Below are 19774 nucleotides of genomic sequence, written 5' to 3' on the forward strand. Positions count from 1 at the left end.
AGAATTCATCTACTTTAAAAATAATCCCTTAATTTTTTATGGATGAATGTAATGAGAAGATTGCTCATTCCTGTCGCCATCTCGGCTGTGTTGTCGGGGTGTGGTAAAGAACTTCCCCCTGTTCCAGAACCCGAATCCCGCCCCGCGAAGCTATTTACAGTATCTGTTGGCAATGCCCAATTTGAACGACACTTTCCTGCCACGACGGAAGCTGGTGATAAAGCGGTACTGACGTTTCGAGTTCCTGGACTTCTTCAAACGATTGAGGTGAATGAAGGTCAAGTCGTTAGCAAAGGCGATGTATTGGCTTCATTAAACCCTGATGAATATTCTCTGCTTGAACAGCAAGCTCGGGCAAATTTCGCGCTCGCAGACGTGCAGTACAAGCGATACCAAAAGTTACGTAAAGACCAAGTGGTGTCCGAACAAGATTTTGATGAGGCAAAAGCGAATCACAATTCAGCCAAAGCTCAGTGGAATCAAGCAAAGGCAAATTTAAGGTATACCAAACTTGTCGCGCCATATGATGGTACGATTTCGTATATTCCAGCAGAAAACCATGAGTATGTCGCCGCAAAAGAAGGCGTGATGAATATCCAATCCAACCAACTGCTTAAGGTGATATTCCAAGTCCCTGACTATCTGCTAAATCGTTACACCCAGGGTAGCGATGTCTCTGCCAGAATGGTCTTTGACGCTTTCCCCGAGCAGTCATTTGACTTGACCTTTCAAGAAATCGATACAGAAGCCGATCCAAAAACCGGTAGTTACAAAGTCACTATGGTTATGGAGCGACCATCAGAAATAGGCCTTTTACCGGGCATGTCTGGTAATGCTTACCTCCTATCTAAAAATGCTGGTGCAACAAAAATTCCTAATTCCGCGCTGCTAGAAGAGAACGGCAAAACATACGTTTGGCGTGTTGATGAGCAAGGCATTGTGTCCAAAGCCGCTATTGAGATGAATGACAAAAACCAAGTGTTAGCGGGGCTTAACGATGGCGATCAAATCATTATCTCTGGTGTTAGTGTAATTGAACCCGGAATTAAGGTAAGAGCGTGGATTAAGGAAAGAGGGTTGTAATATGAAAGGAATCATCTCTCTAGCGGCATTATTTTCAACGTTTCTTCTTGTTGGTTGTGGCGATAAGGCACCAGAAAAAGCTCTTGAGACACCGCGTGTAAGAGTTACCTCATTAGCGGGAAATAAGGTGGATGACAACTTATATTTCCCTGCGGTTGCGAATGCAGCGGATCGCTCTCATTTGAGTTTCAGAGTGGCAGGAGAAGTCAGCCGCATCATGGTAAAAGAGGGCGATAAAGTCACGAAGGGTGATGTTATCGCAACGTTGGACCCTACGGACTATGAGTTGGATGTAGATAATGCGAGTGCGCGTTTTTCTGTTGTTGACAGTCAGTATCGCCGTTCACGTCCATTGGTTGATAAAGGTCTATTAGCTAAGTCTCAGTTTGATGAAATTGCAGCACAACGACAAATCGCTCTGGCTGAGCTTAAGTTAGCGAAACTCCGTTTATCATTTACTGCCTTAAAGGCGCCTGTGGATGGGATCATTTCTCGAGTTAATATCGAGCAATTCGAAAATGTCCAAGTCGGACAGCATATCGTCAATATTCATAGTTTGGAGCGAGTAGAGGTGCTGATTCAACTTCCAGACCGGCTCTATGTGAACCAACCGCCAACGGAAGAAAGACTTACCGCGATAAAAGCATTGGTGCGCGTCCCTAGTGGTAACGAGTACAACGCGACCGTGAAAGAATTTACGACTGAGCCAGACCCAACCACAGGCACGTTTACCGTCACATTGTCGCTTCCTATGCCGGAAGAAGAATACATCCTAGATGGGATGGCCGTTGAAGTGACCTCCAAAGATAAGAACGTTGGCTTGGATCTCAATTTAGGAATTAATGTTCCTATTGAAGCCATTTTTAATGCGGACGGTGACGAGCTGGGGCGCGAAAACAAATTTGTTTGGGTACTGAATGATGACAACACGGTATCGCGCAGGCAGGTGCGAGCAGGTAAAGCATCTAAAACGTCCATTCAAATCCTTGATGGTCTCATGCTCAAAGACAAAGTTGTGATTGCCGGTGTTTCTCGGTTAAGGGATGGCATGAAAGTGGAAGTGATACAGGAAATGGCTACGCAGGAGGCCGGTCTATGAGCGATCTTAATAAATCAGCGCCTCAAAGTGATGATGATGTGACCGGTATTGCTGCATACTTCATCCGAAATCGTGTCATCAGTTGGATGGTCGCACTGATCTTTTTGATTGGTGGTATCGCTGCATTCTTTGGGTTAGGGCGTCTTGAAGACCCTGCTTTTACTATCAAAGATGCCATGGTGGTGACCTCTTATCCTGGTGCGACGCCGCAACAAGTCGAAGAAGAAGTTACTTATCCGATCGAAAAAGCGATTCAGCAGCTTACTTATGTCGATGAAGTGAATTCGATTTCTAGTCGAGGATTATCTCAAATCACGGTCACGATGAAGAACAATTATGGCCCTGATGATCTACCACAAATCTGGGATGAGTTACGCCGTAAAGTGAATGACCTTAAAGGGACGTTGCCTCCGGGTGTGAATGAACCTCAAGTGATCGATGATTTTGGTGATGTTTACGGGATTTTGTTAGCGGTGACTGGCGACGGTTATAGCTATAAGGAGCTACTGGATTACGTCGATTACTTACGCCGAGAGCTCGAACTGGTTGATGGCGTGAGCAAAGTTTCGGTATCCGGGCAGCAGCAAGAGCAAGTTTTCATCGAAGTATCGATGAAAAAGCTGAGCAGTATAGGACTTTCTCCCGATACGGTCTTTAATCTTCTCTCGACGCAAAACGTGGTTTCTGACGCAGGGGCGATCAGAATTGGTGACGAGTACATCAGAATTCAGCCGACTGGCGAATTCCAGAGTGTGGATGAGCTGGGCGATTTGTTGATTACTGAGTCGGGTGCTCAGGGGCTCATCTTCTTGAAAGATGTGGCGGAAATAAAACGTGGCTATGTAGAAGTCCCGAATAATATTATTAATTTCAACGGCAGCCTCGCACTGAACGTGGGGGTTTCTTTTGCTGAAGGCGTCAATGTCGTTGAAGTCGGAAAAGCGTTTGATCATCGCCTTGCCGAGCTAAAGTACCAACAACCTGTCGGTATCGAAATTTCCGAAATTTACAGTCAGCCTAAAGAGGTGGATAAATCGGTTAGCGGTTTTGTTGTCAGCTTGGCTCAAGCCGTCGGTATCGTCATTATCGTACTTCTGTTCTTTATGGGGCTACGTTCAGGTCTGCTTATCGGTTTAATTTTACTGCTGACGGTGTTGGGTACGTTCATTTTCATGAAGTACCTCGCGATAGATTTGCAGCGGATTTCATTAGGTGCCTTGGTTATCGCGTTAGGTATGTTGGTGGACAATGCAATCGTCGTGGTTGAAGGGATTTTGATTGGTACTCAAAAAGGACGAACTCGACTCCAAGCCGCGACTGACATTGTTACCCAAACCAAGTGGCCATTACTTGGGGCAACTGTGATCGCGGTAACTGCATTTGCGCCCATTGGACTGTCTGAAGACTCGACGGGTGAATACTGTGGCACTTTGTTTACGGTTCTTCTTATCTCATTGATGTTGAGTTGGTTTACCGCTATCTCGTTGACACCGTTCTTCGCTGACATCTTCTTTAAAGGCCAGAAGATTAAACAAGGTGAAGGGGAAGAAAATGATCCATATAACGGGGTTATTTTCGTTATTTATAAAAAGTTTCTTCAGTTTTGTATGCGTCGTGCTTGGTTTACCGTTGTGGTGCTGATTGCGGGATTAGCGGCAAGTGTTTACGGGTTCACCTTTGTGAAGCAAGCGTTTTTCCCATCTTCGACAACGCCGATTTTTCAGTTAGATGTATGGATGCCAGAAGGAACTGATATTCGAGCAACCAACACAACGCTTAAAGAGTTAGAAAGTTGGTTAGCTAAGCAAGAGCATGTTGACCATATCACGACGACCGCGGGTAAAGGCTTACAGCGCTTCATGTTAACGTACGCGCCCGAGAAAAGTTATGCGGCTTATGGTGAGATAACCACTCGTATGGAAAATTACGAAGCGTTGAAACCATTAATGGCGAAGTTTCGAGAGTATTTAAAAGCCAACTACCCAGAAATCAATTACAAGCTCAAACAGATTGAGTTAGGTCCAGGTGGTGGTGCAAAAATTGAAGCGCGCATTATTGGCTCTGATCCAACCGTCCTTCGTACGATAGCCGCTCAGGTCAAGGACATCATGTACGCCGATCCTCAGGCAACAAATATCAGGCATGATTGGCGTGAACGAACCCAAGTTCTTGAGCCTCAGTTTAATGAGAGTCAGGCACGTCGCTATGGCATTACAAAATCAGATGTCGATGACTTCTTGTCCATGTCATTCTCTGGAATGACGATAGGCCTTTACCGAGACGGCACGACGCTCATGCCTATCGTGGCTCGCTTACCTGAAGATGAACGCATCGATATTCGTAACATTGAAGGCATGAAAATATGGAGTCCAGCACAGAGTGAGTTTATCCCACTTCAACAAGTCACAATGGGTTACGACATGCGTTGGGAGGATCCTATCATCGTACGTAAGAACCGTAAGCGTATGCTCACTGTGATGGCAGACCCTGATATTCTTGGTGAAGAAACCGCATCGACGTTGCAAAAACGTTTACAGCCCCAAATCGAAGCGATTCAAATGCCTCCTGGCTATTCACTAGAATGGGGGGGGGAATACGAATCTTCAGGTGATGCTCAAGAGTCACTGTTTACTACTATGCCAATGGGGTACTTGTTCATGTTCTTGATCACCGTATTCCTATTTAACTCTATCAAAGAGCCACTCATTGTTTGGCTTACCGTGCCGTTGGCGTTAATTGGTGTCACCACCGGTTTGTTAGCACTCAACACGCCGTTTGGTTTTATGGCTTTGCTCGGCTTCTTAAGCTTATCGGGAATGGTGCTCAAAAATGGCATCGTATTACTGGACCAAATTGAAATAGAAATGAAATCGGGTAAAGAGGCTTATGATGCGGTCGTTGATGCTGCGGTAAGCCGTGTTCGTCCTGTGTGTATGGCTGCAATCACGACGATCCTTGGTATGATCCCACTATTACCAGATATTTTCTTCAAACCAATGGCGGTTACGATTATGTTTGGTTTGGGCTTTGCGACAGTCCTGACACTGATTGTCGTGCCAGTGTTGTATCGTTTATTCCATAAAGTGGCAGTACCGAAACAGGCTTAGTGCTACTGATATAACGATGAAAAGTATCGCCCCTCTAGCTCATCAGTTAGAGGCGCTTTTTAAGGAAGAATAATGCCAGAACAAAAAACGTGTGCGTGGGCGATGAATCACCCATTGGAGCGCGAATATCATGATTCCGAATGGGGCGTGCCAGTATATGACGACCAAACCCTGTTTGAATTTATTACGTTGGAAGGTGCGCAAGCTGGGCTTAGTTGGATTACCATTCTTAAAAAGCGCGAAGGATATAGAGAAGCGTTCGAGAACTACGACCTAGATGCGTTGGAACAAAGAAATGAAGAACGTGCTGAATACATCGTGGAAAACTTCGATGTTGTAAGGCATCGCGGAAAGATTAACTCGGTTTTCAGTAATGCCAAAGCGGCCAAAGCGTTAATTGCTGAATACGGAAGTTTATCAGACGCGTTGTGGCAGTTCGTGGACGGCGAACCAATCATTAATCAATGGCAACATATGAGTGACGTGCCAGCTTCGACAGAGCAATCCAAAGCCATGAGTAAATTCCTTAAAAAGAAAGGCTTCAAGTTTGTCGGTGAAACCATCTGTTATGCTTTCATGCAAGCCGTCGGCATGGTGGATGACCATATCGTTGGATGTCCTAAAAAGCAGAATAAGTAACGTTTGGCTTATTAAGTTTATGTTGTTAGTTCTGGTTATCATGAATACGTTCCAAAGCTTCGATTCGACGCCATTGAGTGGCATCGAAGCTTTGCTTTCTTAAAGCAATGATTTCTGCCTGTTTTTCGTCTTGCCCTAGAAAATCCCTATGCAGAATCTCTTGACGCTGTTTTAAGTAAGTGGCGAGTTGAGTCTCAAATGATGCTCTTTGCTCATCAAGCTTTTGCAGCCTTTGCGCTCCAGCGTCTCCCACCAGTGCAACACGGGCGATGTACTTATCTTGTGAATCAAGCTGAGAAGCTTGCTCGAGCTGCTCTGCTAATGCGTTATTGCGTTCACTTTCTCGTATGTAATCCGGTTGTTCTGATAACGCTTGATTGAGAAGGTGTGTCTGAATCTCGATATCCGATGCCTGTTTTTTAATCGTCAGCTTTTCTAATGCAAGTTGGCGAAGTCGGTTTTCTTCGTCAAACAATTGGGTTATCTGCACCTCGCTAAAGTATTGAAGCTGCAAGTTCAGTATTGCTTCATTCAGCATGGTTAACTGTTCAAGCGTTAGTTGGTTGTGGTCAAAAGGCTCTAATGCAGAGAGCGCTTGCTTGTAGGAAAGGTAGGTCTGGAAGAGTTTGGCATCAATATTCAGTGTTTGTTTTGCTAAAGTGTCTTCATTGACTTCCGCTTTGATCGTATCGAGATCTTCTTCGCCCAGCCGGCTAAGAGAATATTCGAAGAAGTCTTTTGGGGAAGAGACATCGGCGGCTATGTCTTGCTGAGATTGCGAATGGCTAGAGGTTATCTCTTGTTGTTTGTCGCTTTGCAATAGAGAAAGCGCTCCCATGCCAAATATTGAGAGCAGGATAAAAGTGGTGAGAGCGACTTTCTTCATTGTGATGACCTCTTATAAACCTTGAAGTTTGAGACGATTTGCATGTTGGCGATAAAGCGTGACTGGATCGGTTTCAAAAAGATGATGAATACCGAGTAGACCGTTAATTTCATCCAAATGGTTCATTTGATAATCATCACGTATGACTTTGCCTAAATGTGTGCTGCACGCACCAACTAAGCCATCATTCGGCCCATCAAAGGCTAAGCCAAGTACCATCATGGCAGCGTCAGTCGGATCGAAAACGTTTGTAAAAGTGGATGATCCGGTCCATGAGTAGTAATAAACGCCATTTGAAGCTAGCCAGTCGCCATTACCACATTCGCTAGTAGGCACTCCCTCTGGGTAGTGCTGGTTAAACGCCAATGATCCTTCCGTGGTCAAGGCTGCTAATGAGGCCAAAGGGTCTTGGTCGAGATCAGAACCGCCTGATAGAAGATTAATAAGAGTGGTTAAGCCTTGCGCCAGTTTTACCGCGAGCTGCTCGCTACCAGAGCCCTCAGATACGGTGCCACGAACTAAATCTGCCACTTTAGACCCTTTATTAACGCCACCGATACTCGTAACTGATGCGACTAGGTCAGGACGGACAGAGGCGACGTAGCGCGTTGTTGGACCACCATGACTGTGACCGATGAGATTGACTTTCTCTGCGCCTGTTGCAGCAAGTAAGGTTTCTACTTGAGCAAGCAGTTGCTCCCCTCGAACTTCGCTGCTGTTGGTCGCGGATACCTGCGCTACATAAACTTTAGCGCCGTCTTTCGTTAAGGAATGTGGTATTCCGAAAAAGTAATCTACGCCTGCGAGGGTATCAAAACCAAATAATCCATGAACCAGAACAATCGGATACTTGGTTTGGGTATAACCCGTTGCGGCGTGTACGGTGGTTATTGGGACGGTAATTAAGGTAAAAAGCATTAGCGCTATGAATTTGAGTTTCAAAACTATCTCCTTGTGGTATGACCTCTTATGAATGATAAAAAGTAGGAGAGAAACTCTAAATTTGGAAAGCCTATTTGTGGCACATTATTTCATTCTGTGACTGCTCAATTGAAAAACAACACAAATGATTAACATTAACGAATAGGTGGTGGGAATGTTAGGTAATTCTAATTAAGTCAGCGAGTTATAAAAATGCCCCGCGAAGCAGGGCGATTCAATTACTATTTTAGAGAGACTTCTTTTTCTAAAATTAACGCGTTATAGCGTGCAAAACCAGCCTCTAGATCGGCGAGCAAGTCATCCACGTCTTCTAAGCCAATATGAATACGAACTAAAGTGCCCTCAAAGTGTGGGTGCGCTACGGTTCTCAAGCTGTTAAAGCTCTTTGGTTCGTTAGCTAGAATGAGGCTTTCATACCCGCCCCAAGAATAACCCATACTGAAGTGTTTCATACCGTCAAGCAGAGCCGTCGTCGCTTTTGGATAAGACGTTTTGAGGACAAACGAAAATAAGCCGTTTCCGCCAGTGAAATCGCGTTTGAAAAACTCATGCCCAGGGCATGATTCCAAAGCTGGATGGCGGACATGATCAACTTCCGGACGAGAAGCTAGCCACTTGGCGACTTTCAAGCTACTTTCTGCGTGTTGTCTTAGGCGAACATCCAGCGTGCGAATACCACGAAGGCCTAGGTATGCGTCGTCAGGAGAAACGCACTGACCCATCAAGTAGCTTTGTTCACGCAGTTGGGGCCAGTATTTTTCGGAAGCTACGGCTGTACCTAACATTACATCAGAGTGACCAACTATGTATTTGGTGGCGGCTTGAATGGAAATATCGACACCATGTTCAAATGGTGAGAAGTTCACGCCAGCTCCCCATGTGTTGTCAAGCATCACAATAATATCGTGCTCGTGAGCAATGCGCGCCAATGTTGGTACGTCCTGCACCTCCATTGTGACTGACCCCGGAGATTCTAGGAAAAGGACTTTGGTATTCGGCTGAATTAAGTCTCGGATACCTTCACCGATCATTGGGTCATAATAGGTAGTTTCGATGCCCATCTTCTTCATGATGGTGTTACAAAAGTCACGAGTTGGTTCGTAACAAGTGTCCACCATTAGAATGTGATCGCCAGTTTCAACGAAAGAGAGGATGGCGTTTGAAATTGCTGCCGTTCCACAAGGGTAAAGCGCGCAACCAGCTCCACCTTCAATCTCAACCATTGCGTCTTGGAAAGCAAAGTGCGTGTTGGTGCCTCGGCGACCATAAAACAACGTTTTGTTTGCACGATTAATGGTGGCTTGGTTCTTTTCTGCAACGGTATTGAATACCACAGTTGAAGCGCGTTGAACGGGTGGGTTTACAACACCGTTTGTCCACTTTTTATCGCGGCCAGCGGTAATTAGCTTGGTTTTTTTGCCCTCTGACATAAAAGTTCCCTGTCTTAAATATTACGATTTTGATTATTTAAAACATGGACGACATAACGTTTGCAAGGGAAAAGTCAACTATCACCCAATAATAGCCGAGATTATCGAGTGAAGGCGTCAAAGCTGAAAGGTTGAGTTGTAGGCTTAGAGTGTATCGCTAAGGTGGAAAACGTAAGTAGAACAAACCTCCAGCAAGACGCTTGAAGCGCTGGAGGCTTTTTAGTCGGTGTATTTGAGGTATTAGAGGAGTGGATTGAAGAGATAGAACACTCGCTCTAAGAATCGAGAAAATAGGCTTCTTTTCTCCCATTCTTCCAATACAACAGTGTGAGATTGCTTAATATAGCTATCTTGTAACCAAGACATTTGCTTCGTGAACTCTTCGTCGTCAACGGCGAGGGTAACTTCGAAGTTTAGCCACAAGCTGCGCATATCCATGTTTACGGTGCCAACTAAACAGAATTGGTCGTCAATTACGACGGATTTCGTATGCAGCAAACCACCATAAAACTCATAGATTTTGACTCCTGCACACAAAAGCTCACTATAAAACGCGCGTGACGCCCATTGCACCATCATCGAGTCATTTTTATGTGGAATAATGAGTTCAACATCAATGCCTCGTTGTGCTGTCATCTTTAACGTTTCAAGTAAGTCTGCATTGGGCACGAAATATGGCGTTGTAATTCGTACCGAGCGATTGGCTTGGTTGATTGCCAATGTTAATACTTGATAGATCAGATATTCCGGCATACCAGGGCCAGAAGGCACAACCTGAATAGGGTGTTGGAATTCACTCTCATCGATCTTGCATTCAGGTAGTCTCGGTAAATGACGTTCGCCAGTTTCGACTTCCCAATCCCAACAGTGGATAGCACTCAATACGTTTACCGTTGGTCCCGTAATGCGAACCATGATGTCCACCCAATGCCCGACGCCACTGTTTTGTTTGAAGTAAGCCGGGTCAACCAAGTTCATTGAACCTGTATAAGCAATTTCATCATCAATTACGATGATCTTGCGATGTTGGCGAAGATCAAGACGACGTAAGAAAATACGCCACATCTTCACTTCTAGCGCTTGAATAACTTCAATTCCAGCATCCTGCATCATTCGATACCAAGGACTTCTGAAAAAACGTGGACTACCTGCTGAATCGAGCAATAGTTTGACATCTACGCCGCGTTTAGCCGCTTGGATAAGTGCAGAAGCGACAGAGTCAGCCAAACCACCTGGATGCCAAATGTAGAATACCATTCGAATACTGCTCTGCGCGTTTTCGATGTCTTCAATAATGGAATGCAAAATCTCATTAGGTGACTGTTGCAGCGACAATGTATTACCGCTCAATGCGGGAAGACCAAGGCGGTTGTTACAAAGTTCATCAATTCGGTAGATGTGCCTTCCCATCGTTTCTGGGTTGTGCGCGTTACAGTCGTTCAACTGACTGAACCACTTCTCGAATGGTGTAAACATCTCTTTTGCGCGTTCGGCCCGTTTTCTGCCTAAGTTCAGTTCACCGAAGAGGAAATAACACGCGACACCCAGAACGGGAAGGATATAAATGATCATTAGCCAAGCTAAAGACACGCTCACTGCACGGCGCTTTAAAACGACACGAATGGTCACACCTGCGACCAGTAACCAATATAGCCCGATGCCAGCTAAAGTAAGAAAGTGATAAAACTTGTCCATATACGCTCAGAGTAATATGCCCTTCTAGGATATTAAGCATAAAAGTGGGTTGGGGGAATAGATTTCCCATTTAGACGTGGGATTGACCTTATATGAGGAACAAATTTCATAACAGCTGATTCTGTTATTTTAATGTGAAAAATAAGGTCATTCTTTAACTTTTGAACAAAAAAGCAGCATTTAACCTGCGTAACTCGACACTTGTGCGATAAATGTACTTTTTTGGGGTTCCAATTTTAAAGGGGAGCTGCTTTACTTTCTAGACATAGTGCGTCGAACGCTTATTTTATAAGTGTACAATAATTTTTACATAAACTTTTTAGACGCCTATCTCTATGCATACACAACAAACTAATTTTGGAGAAAAAGCGTGGCTACAACTAATACAGCAGCACCACGTGATACGTGGGGGTCTAAACTAGGCTTCGTAATGGCAGCAGCGGGTTCCGCTGTCGGTTTAGGCAATATATGGAAATTCCCTTACACAGCGGGTGAGAGTGGCGGCGGTGCATTCGTTGCTATCTACCTTATCTTTGTTATTTTTATCGGCTTTAGCGTGATGCTGACAGAGTTCGCTATTGGTCGTAAGACAGGTCTTTCTGCCGTAGGTGCATTCAAAACAACTGACCGACGCTGGACGTTCACTGGCGTTATGGGAGTCTTCAGTGGTCTTTTGATCATGGGCTTCTACCCAGTGGTTGGTGGTTGGGCATTGGCCTACATCTTTAAAGTGGGCGGTGGTCTACTCAGCGCGCCAGAAGCAATTGGCGACAGCTTTGGCGGTTTCATCTCAGATCCGATTCAACCTTTAATGTGGATGGGTGTTTACCTGTTCCTTAACGTCATGATTGTGATGAAAGGGATTTCGGGTGGTATTGAGAAAGCCGGTAAGGTTCTGATGCCGCTTTTGTTCTTAATCCTAATCGTTGTTTCTGTTAAAGGCTTGATGCTGCCAGGTGCAATGGCTGGCCTTGAGTTCTTATTCATGCCGGACTTTTCTAAAGTCGATAGCAATGTGGTTCTTGCTGCACTAGGGCAGGCGTTCTTCTCACTTAGCTTAGGTATGGGCTGTATGATGACGTACGGTTCTTACCTGAAGAAGAAAGAGAACCTAGTTCAAACAACCGGTATGGTTACTGCGATGGATACAGGTGTAGCGATTCTTGCTGGTGTTGCTATGTTCCCGGCTATGTTTGCCTTTGGCATGGAGCCTGCGGCAGGCCCTGGTCTTGTATTCGTTGTCGTTCCTCAACTATTTGCTGAAATGGGCGGTGTGATTGGGTTGCTATTCGCGTTGCTATTTTTCATCGGCTTGACGGTGGCGGCATTAACTTCTTCTGTATCATTACTGGAAGTTGTCGTGTCTTACCTAATCGACGAGAAAGGCATGAAGCGCTCTAACGCTGTTCTGTCTGCAAGTGCTGTCATGGCGGCACTATGTATCTTTGCGTCACTATCGTTAGGTGGAATGGGGCCAACGCTGTTCGGTACCGGTGCCTTTGATATCTTCGACTTGCTAACGGACAAAATCTTCTTAGCAGTTGGTGGTATGTTGGTTTGTATCTTTGCAGGATGGCGCCTAAGCCGTGCTGAGCTAGAAAAAGAGATCACTAATGACGGCGAAGTAGCCTTCCCGCTATTTGGATTGTGGTACAACCTAGTTAAATACCTGATTCCTGTTGCGATTGCTATTGTTGCCTTCATGGGGATTAAGTCTGGCTTTGACAGTGGCAAAGGTGAAATCATGCTGCTGGGTATCGCAATCATTGGTCTTGCTGGTATTTTCTCTAGAAAGCTCTAGCTCAGGCCTTGGGGAAAGCCTCGATAGCTTTGTCCGATAACTTATGTATACTGCTGGCTCCAAACGTGGAGCCAGTTTTTTTATGTTCGATATTCTACATACCCATCCCGATTTTCTGATCATCAATAAGCATCCCAACGTCTCTGTTCATAAAGACGATGGCGACACAATGCTGCTGCAAGAAGTGGCTAAGCAGAGCGGTGATGAGCAGCTCTATCTTATCCATCGCTTGGATAAAATGACATCTGGTATTCTGCTCCTCGGACGCAACGCCAAAGCGGCCAGTGCGTTATCGCAAGCCTTTGCTGACCGCCAAGTGGAAAAGTTCTATCTGGCGATTGGCTCTAAAAAGCCGAAAAAGAAACAAGGTTTGGTCGTTGGTGATATGGAGCGTTCGCGCCGTTCATCATGGAAGCTGGTCAACAACAAAAATAACCCAGCCGTTACCCAGTTTTTCTCTCTTGCGGCAGAGCCCGGAGAACGCCTATTTTTATGTAAGCCGCACACTGGTAAAACGCATCAAATCCGCGTGGCATTAAAATCGGTTGGCTCAGGTATTGTTGGTGACCCGATTTACAATGCAGGCAATGAGGCTGATCGCGGTTATCTGCATGCATTTTCACTTTGCTTCCAATACCGAGATGAGCAATATCGCTTTGTTTGCGATCCACGAGAATACCAAGTGCTAGGTAGCAAATGGCACAGTGAAATCGTCTCTCAGGGTTTGGATACTTGGCTTTCCCCTTGGGAACTGAACTGGCCTACGATCAAATAACCGTCACAAAGAAAACTAATAAGAGAACTCGATGCAAGCATCACAACTTCCGCTGTTCTTTCAGCATCTAGAAACCGAGCTCGCGCAAGCTCCGAATGAAATTCGTCGACTGTTTCATGGTCGTGGCCGCCGTTTTGAGGGCCTAGAGCAAATAACCTGTGATTGGTTACAAGGTCAGTTGATTATCAATTTGTTTAAAGAAGTCGACGACGCGTTTCTCGCTGAGCTGAAAAGCGGCCTCAATGCGTTGGCACAATCACAACTGTGGGCAGATAAGCAAGGTCGCACTATGGTTCTTCAGCACCGTTATGCCGATGGTGCGCCTTCAGAAGTGCTTGTCGGTGAATTAGACGCTCGCCCTGTCGTTGAAGAAAGCGGTTTGAAATACCAATTGGATATTGGCCGCAATCAAAACTTCGGTTTGTTTTTGGACATGCGCTACGGTCGTGATTGGGTTCGCGAAAATGCGAAGCATAAAAACGTGCTCAACTTGTTTGCTTACACGTGTGGCTTTTCTGTCGCTGCCATTGCGGGTGGCGCAGATAAAGTGGTTAACGTCGACATGGCAAAAGCGTCGCTGTCTAAAGGTCGTGAGAACCACAAGCTAAATGGTCATAACATCAACCAGGTAAGCTTTATGGGGCACGATATCTTTAAATCGTGGGGTAAGATTAAAAAATCTGGTCAGTATGACTTGATTATCATCGATCCGCCTTCATTCCAGAAAGGCAGCTTTGCGCTGACGAAAGATTACAAAAAGATTCTACGTCGATTGCCGGATTTGTTGGCAGAAGGCGGTCAAGTGATGGCATGTGTGAACTCGCCATCTGTGACAAGCGACTTCTTGATTGAAAGCATGAAAGAAGAAGCGCCAGAGTTGACATTCCGTGAGCGTCTGGATAACCCACCAGAGTTTATGGACGTAGACAGCGAAGCAGCATTGAAAGTGTTGTTGTTTAGCTAAAAGACTTTTGTTGCAACAGAAGTAACATCAAAAAAAGCGCCGCGAAACAACTAGACAGACGTATCGCGGCGCTTTTTGTATTTGGAAAACTAACCTATCTGCACTTCAAGATCCGCTTTGATGGTTGATGAGCAGGCGAGCACATAGCCTTGTTCAATTTCTTCTGGCGTTAATGTTTCTAGGCTGGTGGAAGAGACGTTGCCTTGACGAACCTTGCATTTGCACGAGCCACAAATGCCGCTACGACAAGCGACGATTAATGGTAAACCTGCGCCTTCAAGCACATCGGCCAGTACCTGACCTTTTTGCGCATCGATGGTTTGAGCAAAGTCGGGAACAGAAACACGAACAACTTCATCGGAGACCGATGTTTCTGCGCCGGTCGCAGGCGTAAAACTCTCTTGGTAGAAGTTCGTCATGTCAAAACCAAGGTCATTCAAATAGCCGTGAACATCTTGCATGAACTGACTTGGACCACACAGGTAAACGGTGCGTTGCTTGAAATCAGGAACAAGCTCTTTAAGCCAGTCGGCATTCAAACGACCTTGTGGGTGTGACGTTCCTTCGCGGTTTTTCAGCAACAGCTTTAAATGGAAGTTGGGATACACAGCGTCGAACGTTTCTAGCTGATCGTAGTAAATCGTCTCTTCTGGGCTGCGTGCGATATGAAGAAATGCGATGTCCACATCGTTGTCGTTTTCATCTTGATTACTCAGCCAGTGTTTTGCCATCGAAAATACGGGCGTGACGCCGCAACCTGCACTGATAAGCAAGGCTTTTGTTTCGCCATCACGTAAAACGGGTGGATGGTCAATGCAGTTAAATTCGCCCGCTGGTGGTAATGCTTGAACGGTATCACCGAGCAGCAGCGAGTCAACGATGTAGTTCGATACTTTACCGCCAGATACTCGTTTGATGGTGAGTTGAAGGTGATCGTCTTCATTGATAGAGCTGATTGAATAGGCGCGAAACTCCATTTTTCCATCAATTTCGACGCCCAAGTTAATAAACTGGCCAGGCTTAAACTGAAACAGAAGTGACTCGGTTAGTTCAGCCAACTTAATGCTAACGGTGTCGTGTGTTTCGAAGTATTTGTCGATGCAACGGAGTGTGACGGGTTGGTTACCTTGCCATTCAAAAAACATAACAATCTCTTTGGTTGTGGCTATTTTTAGTTTGAAATAGATAACGCCTCCGCGTAAGGAGGCGCGTAACAAGCAAGTTTATTAAGCTGCTAGGATGGCTTTTAGATCATCCTGAACATTGCCAATACTGCGCATATCGAACTTCTCTTGGATGATGGCGATTAGGTTTGGCGTTAGGAATGCTGGTGCAGTAGGGCCTGTGTAAATGCCTTTCACGCCCAATGCAAATAGCGTTAGCAAGATAACGATCGCTTTTTGCTCGAACCAAGAAAGCACAAGTGTGAGTGGCAGTTCATTGATGTCACAGTCAAACTCTTTCGCCAGTGCAAGTGCAAGCTGGATTGCAGAGTAAGCATCGTTACATTGGCCCACATCCAATAGGCGAGGGATGCCGTTGATATCGCCAAACGTATTCTTGTTGAAGCGGAACTTACCACACGCCAACGTCAGGATTAGCGTATCTTCTGGCGCTTCAGCCGTAAAATCGGTGTAGTAGCTGCGTTCCGCTTTATCGCCGTCACAACCGCCGACTAGGAAGAAGTGCTTGATGTTACCTTGCTTCACTTGGTCGATAACCGCAGGGGCGGCGTTCATCAGTGCATTGCGCCCAAAACCAACCGTGATGTGGTGTTCGATTTCATCGTGTTGGAAACCGTCTTGCGCTAGGGCACATTCAATCACTTGGCTAAAATCATCGCCTTCGATGTGAGCCACACCAGGCCAGCCAACAATACTACGGGTGAATAGACGGTCTGCGTATTGACCCACATTTGGATTCAACAAGCAGTTTGACGTCATTACGATTGCGCCAGGGAAGTTTGCGAATTCTTTCTGTTGGTTTTGCCATGCGCTACCGTAGTTGCCGACAAGATGAGGGTATTTCTTCAGCTCAGGGTAGCCGTGTGCAGGCAGCATTTCGCCGTTGGTGTAAACGTTAATGCCTTTGCCTTCAGTCTGTTGCAAGATTTTTTCTAGGTCATGCAAATCATGGCCAGAAACAAGAATACATTTGCCTTTTACTGGCTTGACGTTCACCGTGGTTGGTTCTGGATGACCGAAGGTCGTTGTTTCACCTTGGTCAAGCATTTCCATCACTTTGTAGTTCATCAGGCCAATGCGCATTGAGCAATCAAGTAGTTCACCGAGATCTTCAGGATCAGTACCTAACCACGCCATGATTTCATGGTATTCGGCATAGATATCGTTGTTGGTTTGCTCAAGAACACGTGCGTGCTCCATGTACGCTGCGGCACCTTTAAGGCCGTATAGGCAAAGTAGGCGTAGGCCAATTACGTCTTCATGCAGTTGGTCTTTACCACGGTTAACCGCGACTTGAGGAGCAAATGCCAGGATTGCTTCTGCACTGTTTGGCAGCTCAAAGTGAGCAACCGCAGGAATGTCAGCAACTTCGGTATCGGCGAGCGTGGCGGCAGACATCACTTGTTCTTTTAGCAATGCTTTGTACGTTGCAGCTTGAGAAGTTAACTCTAAGATGCGTTCAGGGTCGAAGTTTACGTTCGTCAATGTAGAGAAAAATGCTTTTGGTGCCCATTGGTTGATTTCATCGTTAATGATATTGAATTCAAGTGCTTTTGATGCCCAAAAAGAAACCCCTTGCAGTGTGTAAACCAACACGTCTTGTAGGTCTGATACTTCAGAAGTTTTGCCACACATGCCTTGTGCAAAAGAACAACCTTTAACAGCAGGGGTTTGAATTGTCTGTTCACATTGAATACAGAACATATTGGGTTCTCCAGTGATTATTTTAATAGTCGTGATGTTGACCACTAGAGAGCAGAATGCGTGCCAATTGTTATCTTATTGATTTATATTTAATTTTATCGTTTTTAGATGAGTGGTTGATGTAATTAAGACAACGCAGTTGATGTCTTAATTACATCGGCTTCTTGTGGTTGGTTATTTATTGATCCCGAGCTTTTTACCCATTCGATATAAGTTCCCGCGATCCATTTGTAAAAACTCCGCTGCTTTTGCCCAAACGCCACCAGTTTGGCTCAAAGCATGTTCAATTAAATCACGCTGATAGCTTTCTATCAGCTCCCGCATTGGTTGGCTTTCTTTAGGCAGATAATGCGATGTGTTTTTTACATCATCGAGAGCCAATGAGGTGTCGAAATGGTTAAGCATGATTGTGCTCGCGCCTTGTTGAATGGCGTGTAAAGCCGCGCGAGTTAAAGTGTGTTCGAGCTCGCGTACGTTTCCGTACCAAGGCAAAGACTCCAGTTGAGTCAACACCTTAGGATGAACGTGCAGATTGGGCGCATTAAATTGTTGGCGTACTTTTTCTAACAGGTATCCTGCTAAAACGGGAATATCACCGTCACGGGCACGCAGTGGGGGGACTTGGATTGGGAACACGTTCAAACGGTGGAAGAGGTCTGCTCGAAATACGCCAGCTTCGACCTCTTTTTCTAGTTGTCGATTGGTCGCGGCGATGATGCGCACATTGACCATCAAATGCTGATCGCTACCCACACGTTGCAGCTCGCCTTGCTGAATTACGCGCAGCAATTTTGCCTGTAAAATCAAAGGCAGTTCGCCCACTTCATCGAGGAAGATAGTTCCGCCGTCTGCCAGTTCAAACTTACCGGCGCGGTGGCTATTGGCTCCAGTGAATGCGCCTTTGACATGACCAAACAGTTCACTCTCTGCCAACCCTTCAGGCAGGGCTGCACAGTTTACGTAGATCATCGGCTTATCGCTACGATGAGATTGCGCGTGCACCGAGTGCGCGACCAGTTCTTTACCAGTACCGGTCTCTCCTGTGATAAGTACCGCGTAATCTGATTGAGCAACGGTCGCAATGTTGCTTCGTAACTGGTTAATCTGCGGACTCAAACCCACCATTTCGCCATGTTGAGAACGGGCTTGCTGGATAAGGGTTTGAGTGACGCTTTTTTGCTTCTGGTTTTGCGCTTTGAGTGCTTTTAATTGAGCAATGTTACGCAATGTCGCAGCGGTCAAAGCCGCAAAGGTTTCGATAGCGACAGGGTCAATGTCATCAAACGCGCCCACCGTTAGAGCATCCATAGTTAGTGCGCCAACAAGTTGGCCTTCTACATACAAGCTAAAGCCCATGCAATCGTGAACATCAATGCACTGGTCTTCGGTTAATAGTGTGCCGTCAAAAGGATCAGGCAGTGAACAATCGGCATCGAAACGCACCGGTTCGCGGCTATGAATAATGGCATCTAAGCGTGGATGCGCTTTGGGGAAATAGCGACGACCTAAGACCGAGCTGGATAAGCCTTTTACCGCGACAGGAGTCAGAAACCCATCCTCATCGAAGATAAACAGGCAACTAGCATCACATGGGAATACTTGCGCGACCCCATCAATGAGGTTTTGATATTGCTGTTCGTGAGAGCGATTAGAGCTGAGGTTTAGCGCGATATTAAGGAGTACGTGGTCAACAGTCGGAGTCATAACAAGCCCAAAGTTATCTGGAATGGGCTCATGCTAGCAACTTGATGTCATTTGAACATCGAAAGGTGTGGGAGTTTGATGTTCCATTGACGACGATCAAACTTGATACAAATAGAATCGCGCAAGCCGATGAGTAAGCAACGTACGCTTGCGCGGATTAAGCTCTTTGAACCAAAACAGCAGACCAATGGAAAGGAGTAACTGTGTTCAAATTAGCGAGGAACAACCCTTGCTTCATTGCCAGACATGTTGATTTGAACGGCTTGGCCTGGCTGAAAAATCATGTTTGGGTTTGCTTCTTGAACGACAGAGATTATTTTTCCATCCTCTAAGCGAATAGTAAGATTCACACCATTTCGTTTCGCGGTTGCTTCAGCGGCTTTACTGCCGGCATAACCACCCAGCAGACCCCCACCAATGGCTGCGATATCCGAGCCAGAGCCGCCCCCGACTTTTGAGCCTAATATACCACCCACGGCGGCACCAGCGATTGTGCCTATGGCGTTGGATTGGGTAGAGGCATCAATGGTTACTGGTTCAACTTTTTCTATCGTTCCGTAGTAAACCTGCTGAACTTTGCGCGTGTCTGAAGAGCCGTATGCATCTCCGTACGGGTTAGGTGAGGTACAGCCGCTAAGCATAACAATACAAGACATGATGAGCAGCATACCTAGCTCGACGTATTTTTTCATATAGCCTCCGAATGATTTCTCTCCATCCAAAGAGTATATACCCCAATTTAATGTGTGCTTTAGTGTTTT

15 protein-coding genes are annotated in these 19774 nt (G+C 45.8%); 7 read left to right on the forward strand and 8 right to left on the reverse strand.

Annotation, left to right across the window (positions count from 1 at the left end):
• The first annotated feature begins 51 nt into the window (after positions 1-51).
• The 4 genes from L3V32_RS03010 to L3V32_RS03025 all read left to right on the forward strand — a co-directional run bounded on the left by L3V32_RS03010 (position 52) and on the right by L3V32_RS03025 (position 5928).
• Positions 52-1083: an efflux RND transporter periplasmic adaptor subunit gene (locus L3V32_RS03010; protein WP_005393290.1), complete on the forward strand. Its 1032-nt coding sequence runs from the start codon at positions 52-54 to the stop codon at positions 1081-1083.
• Between the two features lies 1 nt (position 1084).
• Positions 1085-2182 carry an efflux RND transporter periplasmic adaptor subunit gene (locus L3V32_RS03015; RefSeq protein ID WP_237283778.1) on the forward strand — a complete coding sequence of 366 codons (1098 nt, stop codon included), beginning with the start codon at positions 1085-1087 and terminating at the stop codon, positions 2180-2182.
• Positions 2179-5289 carry an efflux RND transporter permease subunit VmeI gene (gene vmeI / locus L3V32_RS03020; protein ID WP_046874793.1) on the forward strand — a complete coding sequence of 1037 codons (3111 nt, stop codon included), beginning with the start codon at positions 2179-2181 and terminating at the stop codon, positions 5287-5289. Before L3V32_RS03015 ends, vmeI begins: the two co-directional genes overlap by 4 nt.
• 72 nt (positions 5290-5361) lie before the next feature.
• Positions 5362-5928: a DNA-3-methyladenine glycosylase I gene (locus L3V32_RS03025; RefSeq protein WP_237283779.1), complete on the forward strand. Its 567-nt coding sequence runs from the start codon at positions 5362-5364 to the stop codon at positions 5926-5928.
• A gap of 25 nt (positions 5929-5953) precedes the next feature.
• Here the strand turns inward: L3V32_RS03025 and L3V32_RS03030 are convergent, their stop codons facing one another.
• The 4 genes from L3V32_RS03030 to cls form a co-directional block, all read right to left on the reverse strand.
• Positions 5954-6814: a lipase secretion chaperone gene (locus L3V32_RS03030; protein WP_237283780.1), complete on the reverse strand. Its 861-nt coding sequence runs from the start codon at positions 6812-6814 to the stop codon at positions 5954-5956.
• A gap of 12 nt (positions 6815-6826) precedes the next feature.
• Positions 6827-7732, reverse strand: coding sequence for a triacylglycerol lipase (locus L3V32_RS03035; protein WP_237283940.1), 906 nt, complete (start codon positions 7730-7732; stop codon positions 6827-6829).
• 245 nt (positions 7733-7977) lie between these two features.
• Positions 7978-9186, reverse strand: coding sequence for a cystathionine beta-lyase (locus tag L3V32_RS03040; protein WP_237283781.1), 1209 nt, complete (start codon positions 9184-9186; stop codon positions 7978-7980).
• Between the two features lie 240 nt (positions 9187-9426).
• Positions 9427-10881 carry a cardiolipin synthase gene (gene cls, locus L3V32_RS03045; RefSeq protein ID WP_005393277.1) on the reverse strand — a complete coding sequence of 485 codons (1455 nt, stop codon included), beginning with the start codon at positions 10879-10881 and terminating at the stop codon, positions 9427-9429.
• Positions 10882-11311: 430 nt separating this feature from the next.
• On the opposite strand from cls, the gene L3V32_RS03050 reads away from it, so the two are divergent.
• The 3 genes from L3V32_RS03050 to L3V32_RS03060 all read left to right on the forward strand — a co-directional run bounded on the left by L3V32_RS03050 (position 11312) and on the right by L3V32_RS03060 (position 14421).
• On the forward strand, positions 11312-12682 hold the full coding sequence (locus L3V32_RS03050; RefSeq protein ID WP_237283941.1) for a sodium-dependent transporter: 1371 nt from the start codon (positions 11312-11314) through the stop codon (positions 12680-12682).
• Between the two features lie 82 nt (positions 12683-12764).
• Entirely contained in the window at positions 12765-13457 is a 693-nt protein-coding gene (locus L3V32_RS03055) for a TIGR01621 family pseudouridine synthase (RefSeq protein ID WP_005393273.1), read from the forward strand.
• A 31-nt stretch (positions 13458-13488) separates the two neighbouring features.
• Positions 13489-14421 carry a class I SAM-dependent methyltransferase gene (locus L3V32_RS03060; RefSeq protein ID WP_005462366.1) on the forward strand — a complete coding sequence of 311 codons (933 nt, stop codon included), beginning with the start codon at positions 13489-13491 and terminating at the stop codon, positions 14419-14421.
• An 89-nt stretch (positions 14422-14510) separates the two neighbouring features.
• On the opposite strand, the gene L3V32_RS03065 is transcribed toward L3V32_RS03060, so the two are convergent.
• From L3V32_RS03065 to L3V32_RS03080, 4 genes are all read right to left on the reverse strand, one after another.
• On the reverse strand, positions 14511-15566 hold the full coding sequence (locus L3V32_RS03065) for a hybrid-cluster NAD(P)-dependent oxidoreductase (protein WP_025628378.1): 1056 nt from the start codon (positions 15564-15566) through the stop codon (positions 14511-14513).
• A gap of 81 nt (positions 15567-15647) precedes the next feature.
• Complete coding sequence (gene hcp, locus L3V32_RS03070; protein ID WP_182033825.1) at positions 15648-17309, reverse strand: hydroxylamine reductase; 1662 nt, start codon at positions 17307-17309, stop codon at positions 15648-15650.
• A 174-nt stretch (positions 17310-17483) separates the two neighbouring features.
• Positions 17484-19013, reverse strand: a complete 1530-nt coding sequence (norR, locus tag L3V32_RS03075; RefSeq protein WP_237283782.1) for a nitric oxide reductase transcriptional regulator NorR — start codon at positions 19011-19013, stop codon at positions 17484-17486.
• Between the two features lie 212 nt (positions 19014-19225).
• Positions 19226-19705, reverse strand: coding sequence for a glycine zipper 2TM domain-containing protein (locus L3V32_RS03080; protein ID WP_237283783.1), 480 nt, complete (start codon positions 19703-19705; stop codon positions 19226-19228).
• Positions 19706-19774: the final 69 nt, after the last annotated feature.

Source organism: Vibrio sp. J2-4, from assembly GCF_021728155.1.
GTDB lineage: Bacteria > Pseudomonadota > Gammaproteobacteria > Enterobacterales > Vibrionaceae > Vibrio > Vibrio diabolicus.

Bases quoted from the DNA above. Each gene is read 5' to 3' on its own strand.
- L3V32_RS03030 (WP_237283780.1), bottom strand. From the start codon at position 6,814: ATGAAGAAAGTCGCTCTCACCACTTTTATCCTGCTCTCAATATTTGGC.
- norR (WP_237283782.1), bottom strand. From the start codon at position 19,013: ATGACTCCGACTGTTGACCACGTACTCCTTAATATCGCGCTAAACCTC.
- L3V32_RS03060 (WP_005462366.1), top strand. From the start codon at position 13,489: ATGCAAGCATCACAACTTCCGCTGTTCTTTCAGCATCTAGAAACCGAG.
- cls (WP_005393277.1), bottom strand. From the start codon at position 10,881: ATGGACAAGTTTTATCACTTTCTTACTTTAGCTGGCATCGGGCTATAT.
- L3V32_RS03040 (WP_237283781.1), bottom strand. From the start codon at position 9,186: ATGTCAGAGGGCAAAAAAACCAAGCTAATTACCGCTGGCCGCGATAAA.
- L3V32_RS03080 (WP_237283783.1), bottom strand. From the start codon at position 19,705: ATGAAAAAATACGTCGAGCTAGGTATGCTGCTCATCATGTCTTGTATT.
- L3V32_RS03035 (WP_237283940.1), bottom strand. From the start codon at position 7,732: ATGCTTTTTACCTTAATTACCGTCCCAATAACCACCGTACACGCCGCA.
- L3V32_RS03025 (WP_237283779.1), top strand. From the start codon at position 5,362: ATGCCAGAACAAAAAACGTGTGCGTGGGCGATGAATCACCCATTGGAG.
- hcp (WP_182033825.1), bottom strand. From the start codon at position 17,309: ATGTTCTGTATTCAATGTGAACAGACAATTCAAACCCCTGCTGTTAAA.
- vmeI (WP_046874793.1), top strand. From the start codon at position 2,179: ATGAGCGATCTTAATAAATCAGCGCCTCAAAGTGATGATGATGTGACC.
- L3V32_RS03065 (WP_025628378.1), bottom strand. From the start codon at position 15,566: ATGTTTTTTGAATGGCAAGGTAACCAACCCGTCACACTCCGTTGCATC.
- L3V32_RS03015 (WP_237283778.1), top strand. From the start codon at position 1,085: ATGAAAGGAATCATCTCTCTAGCGGCATTATTTTCAACGTTTCTTCTT.
- L3V32_RS03050 (WP_237283941.1), top strand. From the start codon at position 11,312: ATGGCAGCAGCGGGTTCCGCTGTCGGTTTAGGCAATATATGGAAATTC.
- L3V32_RS03055 (WP_005393273.1), top strand. From the start codon at position 12,765: ATGTTCGATATTCTACATACCCATCCCGATTTTCTGATCATCAATAAG.
- L3V32_RS03010 (WP_005393290.1), top strand. From the start codon at position 52: ATGAGAAGATTGCTCATTCCTGTCGCCATCTCGGCTGTGTTGTCGGGG.